The sequence below is a fragment of the Pseudomonas sp. A34-9 genome, assembly GCF_029543085.1.
Lineage (GTDB): Bacteria > Pseudomonadota > Gammaproteobacteria > Pseudomonadales > Pseudomonadaceae > Aquipseudomonas.
On the sequence record NZ_CP119967.1, the window covers coordinates 3,282,133 to 3,294,552 of the forward strand.

Genomic DNA, 12,420 nt, shown 5'->3' on the forward strand with positions numbered 1-12,420 from the left:
GCGGCCCGAGCCTTCGGCAGCTCCTACCGAGAACGCGCGCTGCAGTCCCGCATTTGGCCGAACCGCCACCGTGATGCCTTGTTATAGTTCGGGCCTTATTTCAGCCCGGTAAAGGATCACTGCCATGACTCAATACTCCGCCTTCAGCGTCGAACTGGCCGACAACATCGCCCATGTGCAGATCAATCGCCCGGAAAAGATCAACTCGATGAACGCCGCGTTCTGGAGCGAGATCGTCGAGATCTTCCAGTGGATCGACGACACCGACGAAGTGCGCGTGGTGGTGCTCAGCGGCAACGGCAAACACTTTTCCTCCGGCATCGACCTGATGATGCTCGCCAGCGTCGCCAATGAACTGGGCAAGGACGTCGGCCGCAATGCTCGCCTGCTGCGCAAAAAGATTCTGACCCTGCAAGCCTCGTTCAACGCCGTCGACAACTGCCGCAAACCCGTCATCGCCGCCATTCAAGGTTATTGCCTGGGCGGCGCCATCGACCTGATTGCCGCTTGCGACATGCGTTATGCCGCCGAAGACGCACAATTCTCGATCAAGGAAATCGATATCGGCATGGCCGCCGATGTTGGCACTTTGCAACGGTTGCCACGGATCATCGGTGACGGCATGCTGCGTGAACTGGCTTACACCGGGCGTACCTTTGGCGCTGACGAGGCGCGCAGCATCGGCCTGGTCAATCGCGTCTACAGCGACAAGGACGCGCTGCTCGAAGGCGTACTGGATATCGCCCGCGAGATCGCTGCGAAGTCGCCGATCGCGGTCACCGGTACCAAGGAAATGATCAGCTACATGCGCGACCATCGCATCGACGACGGTCTTGAATACGTTGCCACCTGGAACGCCGCCATGTTGCAATCCACCGACTTGCGCGTGGCCATGGCCGCCCATATGAGCAAACAGAAACCCGAATTCCTGGACTGAGAAACCATGACATCTCGCTGGACCACTGCAGTACTGGACACTGATCAACCGGGCGGCTGGGCCGTGGCGCGCAGCCCGGAAGGCTTTCTGTTTGACGACAACGGCGCGTTGTTCCCGCGCGAATGGCTCAAGCGTCAGGACTTGTCGGTCCTCGCCGAGCATGGCATCGGCCATCTCGATGGCGAGCCGGTGTATCTGCTTGAACTGCGCAGCGCCAGCGAGGTACCGGGCTGCAACTGGAAAGGCCTGCGGGCGTTCATGCTCGATGGCGATCACACGATTTACAAAGTGCTCGGTTATGCCGCGCAGATTGGCACCTGGGCCCGCGAGCACCGGTTCTGCGGTAACTGCGGCCAGGCGATGACACAGGTGCCGCGTGAGCGGGCGATGTATTGCCAGCCGTGCGATCTGCGCAGTTATCCGCGTATTTCGCCGAGCATGATTGTACTGATCACCCGTGGCGACGAGATTCTGTTGGCGCGTTCACCGCGTTTCGTCACCGGGGTTTACAGCACGCTGGCCGGGTTCGCCGAACCGGGCGAGTCGGCCGAGGATTGTCTGATTCGCGAAGTGCGTGAGGAAGTGCAGATTGAGGTGCAGAACATTCAGTACATGGGCAGCCAGTGCTGGCCGTTCCCGCATTCGATGATGCTCGGCTTTCATGCCGAATACGCCGGTGGCGAGATTGTCTGTCAGGAAGACGAGATCGAAGACGCCCAGTGGTTCAACGTGCACGACCTGCCGCCGTTGCCGGCGTCCAAGTCGATTGCCCGTTACCTGATCGACGTCTACGTGGCGCGGCGCTTAGGCCACGCTGAACCAGTGCTGCCAGGCTAGGCGCACGGTCAAACCCAACACCACGGTGATGAACACCGGGCGTATGAACTTGGCGCCACCGCTGATCGCGGTGCGCGCGCCAAAGAAGGCGCCGACCATCACCGACAGGCCCATGCTCAGGCCGATGATCCAGTCCACCTGCCCGGAAAACACGAACACCGACAGCGCCGCAATGTTGCTGACGAAGTTCATGCTACGCGCCACGCCACTGGCCTTGACCAGGTCGATCGGGTAGAGCAGCAGGCTGCTGACTGTCCAGAACGCGCCCGTGCCGGGACCGGCCACGCCGTCGTAGAAACCGAGGCTGAAGCCTTGGGTCGACTGCCATTTCTTTTTGATCGGGGCGTCGCTGTCCAGCGGCGCTTTTGGTGTGCCGCCGAACAGCAGATACAGACCGCAAGCGAAGACGATTACCGGAAGCATCTTGTTCAGCCATTCCGCCGGCAGGTAATGCGCAACGATGGCGCCGGTCAATGCGCCGACCAGCGTGCCGACAATCGCGTGCACCCATTGCCGAGGGTGGAACAGCTTGCGGCGGTAGAAGGTGAAACTGGCGGTGGCCGAGCCGAACGTCGAACTCAATTTGTTGGTGCCCAGCACCAGGTGCGGCGGCAGGCCAGCGGTCAACAGCGCAGGCGTGGTCAACAGACCGCCACCGCCCGCGATGGCGTCGATGAAACCGGCAATGAAAGCGACAAGGGCCAGTATGGCGAGGGTGGTGAGGTCAACGCTGAGTTCGAAAGGCATGGAATCGGCTTATTCGGCAGGGCGCAGAACATGAGCTGCGGGGAGGGCGGTCATGTTACCTGTATCGAACTGTTGCGGCGACCCGTAAGGCCCAATCGCGAGCAGGCTCACTCCTGCAGTTTTTGGGTTGTTCGCAATATCTATATTCACTACAAATCCCCTGTGGGAGCGAGCTTGCTCGCGAAGGCAGCTTACCTGCCACTGCAAAACTTACTGTTGCACACTCAACATCCCGCCAACAAATCCCCCTTAAAAAAACATCTGAATAACCGGGAAACCCAACAAAACCGGGCATTCCAGCCCTGGCACGCTTGCTGCTCTACCACTCCCACTTCCACAAATGTCCCGAGGACACGCCAATGAGTCAGCAAGCCGTGAAATTTGCCTACTGGGTGCCGAACGTCAGCGGTGGGCTGGTGGTCAGCAAGATCGAACAACGCACCGACTGGGGCATCGACTACAACCGCAAACTGGCGCAGATCGCCGAGGCGGCCGGGTTCGAATACGCGCTGACGCAGATCCGTTTCACTGCCGGTTATGGCGCCGAATTCCAGCACGAGTCCGTCGCGTTCAGTCACGCATTGCTTGCGGCCACCAGCAAACTCAAGGTGATCGCAGCGATCTTGCCCGGTCCGTGGCAACCAGCATTGGCGGCCAAGCAACTGGCGACCATCGATCAACTCACCAATGGCCGTATCGCGGTGAATATCGTCAGCGGCTGGTTCAAGGGCGAGTTCCAGGCCATCGGCGAGCATTGGCTGGAGCACGACGAGCGTTATCGTCGTTCCGAAGAGTTCATTCGCTCATTGCGAGGCGTGTGGAGTCAGGACAACTTCAGCTTTCGCGGCGACTTCTACCGCTTCGACAATTACAGCCTGAAACCAAAACCGCTGGGGCGTCCGGAGATCTTCCAGGGCGGCAGCTCCCGGGCGGCGCGGGACATGGCTGCGCGGGTTTCGGACTGGTATTTCACCAATGGCAACAGCGTTGAGGGGATCAAGGCGCAGGTTGACGATATTCGTGCCAAAGCAGCGGCGAATAATCATTCGGTGAAAGTTGGCGTCAACGCGTTTGTCATTGCTCGTGATACCGAAGAAGAGGCAAGGGCCGTGCTTGCACAGATCATCGATCAGGCCGATCCAGAAGCAGTGAATGCTTTTGGCGACGCGGCGAAACAGGCGGGCAGGTCGTCGCCGGAAGGTGAGGGCAACTGGGCGAAATCGACGTTTGAGGATCTGGTGCAGTACAACGATGGCTTCAAGACCAATCTGATTGGTACGCCGCTGCAAATTGCCGAGCGGATCGTGGCGTTGAAAGCGGTGGGTGTGGATCTGGTGCTGGCGGGTTTTTTGCACTTTCAGGAGGAGGTGGAATATTTCGGGCGGCGGGTACTGCCACTGGTGCGTGAGCTGGAGGCCGAAAAGACCGCCGCCGTCGCCTGAACCCCACATCCCCTGTAGGAGCTGCCGAAGGCTGCGATCTTTTGATGTTGTTTTTTAGGATCAAGATCAAAAGATCGCAGCCTTCGGCGGCTCCTACAGGGTCGATTGTTACAGACCGAGGTCAGAAAGCCCCGGATGATCATCCGGGCGCCGGCCCAGCGGCCAGTGGAACTTGCGTTCGCTTTCCTTGATCGGCATGTCATTGATGCAGGCATAGCGCTGGAACATCAGGCCCTGCTCATCGAATTCCCAGTTTTCATTGCCGTAAGAGCGGAACCAGTTACCCGAATCATCGTGCCACTCATAGGCATAACGCACGGCGATGCGGGTATCAGAGTAAGCCCAGAGTTCCTTGATCAAACGGTAATCCAGTTCTTTCGCCCATTTGCGGGTCAGAAAGGCTTTGGCTTCTTCGCGGTTGGTGGCGAACTCGGCGCGGTTACGCCATTGGGTGTCGAGGGTGTAAGCCAGCGATACCCGTTCCGGATCGCGAGAGTTCCAGCCATCCTCGGCCAAACGAACTTTCTCGATGGCCGATTCACGGTTGAAGGGCGGCAATGGCGGACGTACATGGGCTGCAGTAGACATATCAGTCTCCCGATCTAATTAATAATTGAACAACAAGTCCGGCTTATTAAGGCGTTACAGGTCCAATAACTTTCGCGCCATGCATTGCGCATTATCGGCGGCACTGTGATCACCCATCACAAGCGCTACGGTAATGGCACCGTCAATCAGGATCAGCAACTGGTTGGCCAGCAGTTGCGGGTCCTCGGCGCCATGTTCGGTACACAGCTCGCACACGTAGTCGAGCAGCTTCTGTTTGTGTTCTTTGGCGACCAGGCGCACCGGATCCTGTGGATCGCCGGTCTCGCCGCTGGTGTTGATGAAGGCGCAGCCACGGAAACCTTCCGAGGCGAACCAGCTCCTGAGCACCGTGAACAGGTTGAGCAGGCGATCTGCCGGGGTTTCGGCCTGATCGACAGCGCTTCGGTACCAGTGCATCCAGCGTATGTCGCGGCGTTGCAGCGCAGCGACGGTCAAGGCGTCCTTGTCGGCAAAGTAACGGTAGATACTTTTTCTGGAAACACCGGCGGTTTTCACCAGAAGGTCCATGCTGGTGGCAGCGATGCCACTTTTATAGATCAACTTTTCGGTGACATCCAGGATGATGTCGCGTGTGTCGTTGCTAGTGATTTCGTTCATGTGGCAAACAGTAGAACGATTGTTCTCCTTGGTCAAGCGGGTATTTTTGTCGACTGTGAAATCGTCTTCGCGAGCAGGCTCGCTCCCACAGGGGAATGCGTTTCAAAGGTGGGAGCGAGCCTGCTCGCGAAGACGCCATTACAGACACTAACAAGACCCGAAGGATGCGATGGTGTAAGCTCTCGGGTTCTTCGGATTCGACCCTTTGCGAGCCCTATGCCGTTGCTTTTCAAACGTTCCCTGCTGCCCAAATTGCGCAGCTTCCCGCTGACCGCCGAGGCCGTGACCATTCTGTCCGGCGCCGCCGAGTTCCGTCGTTGCCTGCTGGAGAAAATCGCCACTGCGACCCAGCGCATCTACATCGTTGCGCTGTATCTGCAGCAAGACGAAGCCGGTCAGGAAATCCTCGATGCCTTGCACGCCGCCAAGCTCAAGCGCCCAGAGCTGGAAATCGCTGTGGTGGTCGATTGGCTGCGTGCCCAGCGCGGGCTGATCGGCGCCGGCAAGCAGCCGGGCAACTCGGCGTGGTATCAGGAAATGACCCGCTCGCACCAGAGCGAAGTGCCGGTGTACGGCGTGCCGGTGCAGACTCGCGAGTTGTTTGGTGTGCTGCATTTGAAAGGCTTCGTGATCGACGACTGCGTGGTCTACAGCGGCGCGAGCCTGAACAACGTCTATCTGCACAAGTTCGACAAGTACCGTTTCGACCGTTATCACGTCCTGCAAAGCCGCGAACTGGCCGACTCGATGCATCATTTGGTCAAGCACGGCCTGATCGAATCGAAAGCGGTGCACCGCCTCGACCTGCCGAACCTGCCGACCACGCGTAGCTTGCGCAATGACATCGGTGATCTGCGCAGCCGTCTCAAATACGCGACGTACGACACCGCCACCGGCAGTACCGCCAGAGAAGGCCTGTCAGTCACTCCGTTGCTCGGCGTCGGCAAAAACAACCCGCTCAACCGCGCCATTCTCGAACTGATCGCCAGCGCGCAAAAGCAACTGACCATCTGCACGCCGTACTTCAACCTGCCGCTGGGCGTGATTCGCGAGATCAACCGTGCGCTGGCGCGTGGCGTGAAGATCGACATCGTCGTCGGCGACAAGACCGCCAACGACTTCTATATCCCGCCGAGCGAGCCGTTCAAGGTGATCGCCGCGCTGCCGTATCTGTACGAGATCAGCCTGCGCCGCTTTGCCAAACGGCATCAACGCAACATCGACAGCGGTCAGTTGAACCTGCACCTGTGGCGTGACGGCGACAATACCTATCACCTCAAGGGCATGTGGATCGACCAGCGTTATACGCTGCTGACCGGCAACAACCTCAATCCACGGGCGTTCCGCCTGGACCTGGAAAATGCGTTGTTGATCGATGACCCGAAGGGCGAATGGCTGGAGCCGCGAGCGAAGGAGCTGGAGGAGATCTTCCGTCATACCACGCGGATCGAGAGTTTTAATACTCTGGAGACGTTGCCTGAATACCCGGCGGGCGTGGCCAAGTTTCTCAAACGGGTGAGTAGGGTGCGGATCGAGCGGCTGCTCTACCGGATTCTCTAACGATTAAAAGCAAAAGATCGCAGCCTCCGGCAGCTCCTACACGGTGTACACCGCCCAATGTAGGAGCTGCCGAAGGCTGCGATCTTTTCTACTGACGAATCAAATCTATCAGTTCAGACCCAGCTTGCCACGCAACGTGGACAGGTCTTCCGCCAGTGTATTCACCGGCCCGACCAGCGCCTTGCGGTCGTTATCCTTGACCTTGTCATACGTCTCGAAACCACCGTCCTTGGTCTTGTACTTGGCCAGAATCTTGTCGACCGTGGCAAAGTTCTTGTCGACCTTCGCGACGAAAGCCTTGTCCTGCTTCTCGATCTGCGGACGGAACAGATCAACGATTTTCTTCGCGCCGTCGATGTTGCCCTGGAAGTCGTACAGGTCCGTGTGGCTGTAGCGGTCTTCTTCGCCGGAGATCTTGGTCGCAGCCACTTCTTCCAGCAGCGCAGCAGCACCACCGACGACTTTCTCCGGCGGGAAGGTCAGGCCGGCGACGCGGGTCTGCAGGTCTTTGACGTCGCTGTTGAGCTTGTCTGCCAGCTCGTTCAGACCCTGGGTGCTTTTCTCCGAGAACAGCGTGTATTCGATGCGGTGGAAACCGGTGAAGTCATCGGCTTTCACGCCTTTCTCGTGGTCGTCGACGCGGGAGTCGATGGACGCATCGAGGTCACTGAACAGTTCGGCAATCGGCTCGATCGACTCGTAGTAAACGCGGGTCGGTGCGTAGAGCTTTTGCGCAGTGGCCAGGTCGCCTTTCTTCACGGCGTCGGTGAACTGCTGGGTGTGGCTACCCAGTTCATCCAGTTGCTCGGTAACGTAAATCTTGTAGTCCGAAACCGGCCCCACCAGATCCAGCGGTGCTGTGGCGGCGAACGCCGACAGCGGGGTGTTGAGCAAACCAAGGGTCAGCAATAACGCGAGTGGCGTCTTTTTCATGGGGGCGGCTCCAGTGTTGGGATGTTGTTTTATGCAGCTGTTTTCGGTTGAGTGGCGTTGAGCAGCGAGCGACCGATGAAGTCCTTGTCGCCCGTGACACCCGGCAGGGTGAAGAAGTAACCGCCGCCGACCGGCTTGAGGTATTCCTCAAGCGGCTCGCCGTTGAGGCGGGTCTGTACGGTGATAAAGCCTTTTTCCAGATCGGCCTGGTAACAGATGAACAGCAGGCCCATGTCGAGCTGGCCGTTCTTGTTCACGCCGTTGGAATAGTTGAATGGCCGGCGCAGGATCAGGTTGGCCTGACTCGCGGCAGTACGCGGGTTGGCCAGGCGAATGTGCGCGTCGAGTTTGGTCAGTTTGCCTTGCGGGTCTTGGCTGTAATCCGGGACTTCACTCTCATGCTGCGCACCCATCGGCGCGCCGCTGGTCTTGACCCGGCCGATGATGCTTTCCTGTTCCTGCAACGGCGTGCGGTCCCAGCGCTCGACGAAATTGCGGATGATCCGCACCGCCTGGTAACTGCCATGGGCAGCCCAGGCCGGCTCATCGCTGCCCGGTTGCACCCAGACCAGACGATCCATGGCTTTACTGTCGTTGGAGTCGGGGTTGGCCGAACCATCACGGAAGCCGAGGAAATTACGCGCCGATTGCGCTGGCACACCCGGTTTCGCCGGGGCTTGCGGCGGCACGCTGCCTTCCTGCTTCCAGCGCACCAGCAACAGGTCGGGCAGGTTTTTGACAATGTCGCGCAGGGCGTGAATGTTGGTGTCGGCGGTGTTCGAGCAGAATTGCAGGCTCAAGTCGCCGTGGCAGCAATCGGCTTCCAGCGCATCGTTGGGAAAACCGACCATGCGCATCAGACGCTTGGGCTTGGCCTCGGCCAGACCGAAGCGCTCGTCGAACAGCGATTCACCCACCGAGACGGTGATGGTCAGGTTGTCCGGCGTGACGTTGGGGCCGAGGATGCCGGAGTCCGGCGGCGGCAGTTTCGGATCGATCTGTGCGACCGGGCCACCCTTCATCAGGAACGCGATGCGTTCATTGAGCGTGCGGAACAACCGCTCCAGATCTTCACGGTCACTGGCCAGCACGTCGAATGAAACCAGCATGCCCGAGGCCGGGCGCGGGGTGACGATGCCGGTCTGGTGCACGCCGTGGAAATCGTGGCGGTCTTGGGTCTTGTCGCTGCTCGGTGCTTCGGTGACCTGCGCGGGCGCGGCGGCCATGGCCGGGCAGCTCAGGGCGGACCCGGCCAGAGCGACGCCGGCGGCGCCCATGCCCATCAGGACACGGCGACGTTGCAGGTTGAGCGTTTCTAAATCTTTCATCGGGAATGGGTCTTCTGCTTACAGGCCGGAAAGGCCGAGGGCGGGATCGATGCCATCCAGTGCGTCGGCCAGAGCCTGGGCCTTGTCGGCGATCTGCTTGCGTTGTTCGCCGCTGACTGAGTCGTAGCTGGCGTAGCCGTCCTTGATCTTGTAGCTATTGAGTTCTGTGTCGAAGTCCGCCAGTGCCTGATCGATTTTCGGCAACAGGTCGGCGGCAGACTTGTTCAGCAGCGGCCGCAGCAGATCGACGACTTTGCGCGCGGTCTGCGCGTTGGCGGCGAAACCGTTGAGGTCGCTGTGGCTGTAGCGTTCTTCTTCACCACTGGCGGCGCGCACATCGGCCAGGGTGTTGAGGTTGCGCACAATAATGCTGACCAGTTGCTCGGGTGGCAGGCTCTGCGCGAGCAGTTGTTGTTTGAGCGTGGTGACGTCGCTGAGCAGGCCTTGGGCCACCGGTGTCAGCGCGTCGAGTTTGCGTTGCTGGAACAGCGCGTATTCGAGGCGGTGGAAACCAACGAAGGCCGGATCCTGCTCGCGTTTTTCGAAGTAATCGGCGCGGGCGTTGATGCGGTTGTCCAGTTCCGCCAGACGCTGAGCCGCCGGGGCCAGACGTTGATAAGCCGCGCGCGCCGGCAGGTACAGCGCTTGCGCCTGACTCAAGTCGCCGCTGTCGATGGCTAGATTGAGCGCGGTCACGGCTTTGATCAGCGCACTGCTCTGACTCGCCAGGTAAACACGGAATTCCGACAACGGGCCGACGAAAGCGACCATTGATGGCTTGGCTTTGGCGGCAGCATCGGAGGCAGCCGTCGGCGTCACATGCAGTGTGCCGCGCGGGTTGCTGAGCAATCCGCAGGTGATGGCGTAGTCGCCCGGCTGCAGATTGGCGTTAATCACTTGGCTCAGGCCTGGGGCAATGTTCTCGCGCTCTTCGACAACCAGCACGCCGTCGAGGATTTCCCATTCCACCGCGCGATCAGAGCGGTTGACGATGCGGAAACTGGCGCGACCGGCCGGTACCGTCAGCGCATTAGGCTCGCAACTGCCCGGATGAATGTTCACCACCACTTCATCGTGGTTGTGCTGACGCTTGGCCGCAGCCAGTTTCGAGGCGTAATAAAACAGACCACCGGCGGCGATCATCACCACCACCGAACCGGCCACCGCCCAACGCAAGGCGCGAGGAGGGGAGGCCTGAGGAGTATTAGGCTTTGACATGGATGCCCTTATTGGCTGGAAACGGAAGACGTTTGTGCGGGAGGCTTTGGCGCCGGGAAAAAGAACATCACCAGCGCCACCAGCAGATAAAGCAGATACGCGCCGAGGGTGCTGACGGTCGGCGCATCCTGATAACCGAACATGCCGGCCAGCACCGAGCCCAACGGGCCATCCATCGGCAGCGTCGCACTGAAGTCGAACAGCACGGTTTGCAGGTGATTCCACAGCCCGGCTTCATGCAGGGCCTGCACCGAGTTGGCGAGGATCCCGGCGGCGACCACCAGAATGAACAGGCCGGTCCACTTGAAGAACGCCGAAAGATTGAGGCGCATGCTGCCGCTGTAGATCAGGAAACCGACGATGATCGCCAGAATCAGCCCGAGCAGGGCACCGATCGGCGCGCCCGGGCCTTCGCTCTGCTGGAATACGGCGAGGAGGAAAAACACGGTTTCCAGACCTTCACGGGCAACGGCGAAGAAGACCATGGCGATCAGCGCAATGACCTGATGCTTCGAAGAAGTCAGCGCGTGATCCAGCGAGGCTTGCAGCGAATGCTTGATCGAGCGCGCAACCTTGCGCATCCAGAACACCATGGAACTGAGAATACCCACGGCTACCAGGCCGACGATGCCTTCGAACAGTTCCTGCTGTTTTTGCGGGAATTCGGCGCTGACCAGTTCCAGGCCACCACCGACCAGCAGCGCCAGCGCAGCGGCGAGAAACACGCCGATCCACACAGCAGGCATCCACTGGCCACGGCCGGTCTGTTGCAGGTAGCTGGCGATGATGCCAACGATCAGCGCGGCTTCAATGCCTTCGCGCAGCATGATCAGAAAGGGAACGAGCATTCGGTGTCCAATGAGTCATGTGAAGAGGTTACAAGTTGTAACATAATGACAAGCATTCTCACATGACATTGATTGACAAGAACCTGAACACAGGCTGAACAAGTTAAAAACAACCATTCTCATCTCTACGCCGGAACCGGGTAAGCTGCCGAAGGCTGCGATCCTTTGATTTACAGAATCAAGATCAAAAGATCGCAGCCTTCGGCAGCTCCTGCATGGGCATTTGTGTTGGCTGGGTTAAGATGCCTGTCACTCAAAAACCACAAGGTTCACCGCGTTCCATGTCGGAAAAAGACACCATCGCCGTTCAACTGGTGCGTGAAGCACTGCTGCAAAGTTGTGCCCCGGGCGTGGCCACGGAAGAAGTCTTGAACAAGGTCGGCATTGATCCGGCGCTGCTGCAAACAGGGCACGGCCGGGTGGCGGCCTCGCAATACGCCAGGCTTTGGCGCCTGCTGGCCCGGCGCGGTGATGACGAGTTTTTCGGCATGGACCCGCGCAAGCTCAAGTCCGGCAGCCTTGAGTTCCTGTGCCGCAGCGCCATGGCGCAACCGACGCTGGCGGCGGGTTTGAGTACGGGGTTGAGCTTTCTCTCACTGATGCTCGAATGCCTGCCGGCGCAACTGGTGCACCAGCAAAGTCTGGCGGAAATCGTCCTGCTGGAAGATGACCGCGAACCGCGCCGCGCCTTTACCTATTTCACCTATTGGATGATCGTCCACGGTGTGGCCTGCTGGCTGGCGGGGCGGCGAATTCCGATTCTGGCGATTGAACTGCGCTGCCCCGAGCCGGATTTCACCGATGACTATCGGGTGATGTTCTCGGAAAACCTGCGGTTTGACCGGCCGCGAACCCGGATGATTTTCTCTGCCGATTGCCTCGATCTGCCGATCAAACGCACGGCCGAAGAGCTGAAACGCTTTCTCGCCCTGGCCCCCGCCAATATCCTGGTGAAGTACCGCGACCCGGAGAGCCTCGCCAGTCGGATCAAGCAGGATTTGCGGCTACTGCCGGCTGAGCAATGGCCGGAAACCGAGGCTTTGGCACAACAATTGTGCATGTCGGCCTCGACCTTGCGCCGGCGTCTGGCGGAGGAAGGGCAGACCTATCAGGGGCTTAAGGACAGTGTGCGCAAGGAGTTGGCTATTGTCTGGCTGGCGGAACCTTCGATCAGTTTTGTCGAGATTGCCAGTCGCTTGGGGTTTGCTGATGCCAGTTCGTTCTACAAGGCGTTTCGCAAGTGGTCGGGATCGAATCCAGGCCACTACCGCACGCTGATCCTGACTGAGGTTGTCTGAACGGGCCTCTTCGCGAGCAAGCTCGCTCCCACATTTGGAATGCATTCCCCCTGTAGGAGCTGCCGA

General features: G+C 59.4%; 12 protein-coding genes. 5 read left to right on the top strand and 7 right to left on the bottom strand.

The window, feature by feature from the left end; all coding sequences use genetic code 11:
- The first annotated feature begins 124 nt into the window (after positions 1–124).
- Together P3G59_RS14560 and nudC are read left to right on the top strand one after the other, a co-directional pair.
- Entirely contained in the window at positions 125–937 is an 813-nt protein-coding gene (locus P3G59_RS14560; RefSeq protein ID WP_277757766.1) for a crotonase/enoyl-CoA hydratase family protein, read from the top strand.
- 6 nt (positions 938–943) lie between these two features.
- Positions 944–1,774: an NAD(+) diphosphatase gene (nudC, locus tag P3G59_RS14565; RefSeq protein ID WP_122598156.1), complete on the top strand. Its 831-nt coding sequence runs from the start codon at positions 944–946 to the stop codon at positions 1,772–1,774.
- Here nudC and P3G59_RS14570 read toward each other — a convergent pair.
- Complete coding sequence (locus P3G59_RS14570; protein ID WP_103302453.1) at positions 1,742–2,521, bottom strand: TSUP family transporter; 780 nt, start codon at positions 2,519–2,521, stop codon at positions 1,742–1,744. The genes nudC and P3G59_RS14570 overlap by 33 nt on opposite strands.
- Positions 2,522–2,880: 359 nt before the next feature.
- Between P3G59_RS14570 and sfnG the strand changes: the two genes are divergently transcribed.
- Positions 2,881–3,963 (top strand): dimethylsulfone monooxygenase SfnG, encoded by a 1,083-nt coding sequence (sfnG, locus tag P3G59_RS14575; RefSeq protein WP_277757767.1) that lies wholly within the window; start codon positions 2,881–2,883, stop codon positions 3,961–3,963.
- A gap of 108 nt (positions 3,964–4,071) precedes the next feature.
- Here the strand turns inward: sfnG and P3G59_RS14580 are convergent, their stop codons facing one another.
- Together P3G59_RS14580 and P3G59_RS14585 are read right to left on the bottom strand one after the other, a co-directional pair.
- Positions 4,072–4,551, bottom strand: coding sequence for a nuclear transport factor 2 family protein (locus P3G59_RS14580; protein ID WP_277757768.1), 480 nt, complete (start codon positions 4,549–4,551; stop codon positions 4,072–4,074).
- 54 nt (positions 4,552–4,605) lie between these two features.
- Positions 4,606–5,169 (bottom strand): TetR family transcriptional regulator, encoded by a 564-nt coding sequence (locus tag P3G59_RS14585; protein WP_277757769.1) that lies wholly within the window; start codon positions 5,167–5,169, stop codon positions 4,606–4,608.
- 216 nt (positions 5,170–5,385) lie between these two features.
- Between P3G59_RS14585 and pssA the strand changes: the two genes are divergently transcribed.
- Entirely contained in the window at positions 5,386–6,729 is a 1,344-nt protein-coding gene (gene pssA, locus P3G59_RS14590) for a CDP-diacylglycerol--serine O-phosphatidyltransferase (protein WP_277757770.1), read from the top strand.
- 108 nt (positions 6,730–6,837) lie between these two features.
- Here pssA and efeO (P3G59_RS14595) read toward each other — a convergent pair whose 3' ends face one another.
- The 4 genes from efeO (P3G59_RS14595) to efeU are packed head-to-tail and all read right to left on the bottom strand — an operon-like array spanning position 6,838 to position 11,056.
- A complete protein-coding gene (gene efeO / locus P3G59_RS14595; protein WP_277757771.1) occupies positions 6,838–7,662 on the bottom strand; it encodes an iron uptake system protein EfeO in 825 nt (274 codons plus the stop codon).
- 29 nt (positions 7,663–7,691) lie between these two features.
- Positions 7,692–8,990, bottom strand: a complete 1,299-nt coding sequence (gene efeB, locus P3G59_RS14600; RefSeq protein ID WP_277757772.1) for an iron uptake transporter deferrochelatase/peroxidase subunit — start codon at positions 8,988–8,990, stop codon at positions 7,692–7,694.
- Positions 8,991–9,008: 18 nt separating this feature from the next.
- The gene (gene efeO / locus P3G59_RS14605) at positions 9,009–10,208 is read right to left on the bottom strand and encodes an iron uptake system protein EfeO (protein ID WP_277757773.1); all 1,200 of its coding nucleotides are present in this window, start codon (positions 10,206–10,208) and stop codon (positions 9,009–9,011) included.
- A gap of 8 nt (positions 10,209–10,216) precedes the next feature.
- Positions 10,217–11,056, bottom strand: coding sequence for an iron uptake transporter permease EfeU (efeU, locus tag P3G59_RS14610; RefSeq protein WP_277757774.1), 840 nt, complete (start codon positions 11,054–11,056; stop codon positions 10,217–10,219).
- A gap of 281 nt (positions 11,057–11,337) precedes the next feature.
- On the opposite strand from efeU, the gene P3G59_RS14615 reads away from it, so the two are divergent.
- Positions 11,338–12,354 carry an AraC family transcriptional regulator gene (locus P3G59_RS14615; RefSeq protein ID WP_277757775.1) on the top strand — a complete coding sequence of 339 codons (1,017 nt, stop codon included), beginning with the start codon at positions 11,338–11,340 and terminating at the stop codon, positions 12,352–12,354.
- The last annotated feature ends 66 nt before the right edge of the window (positions 12,355–12,420 follow it).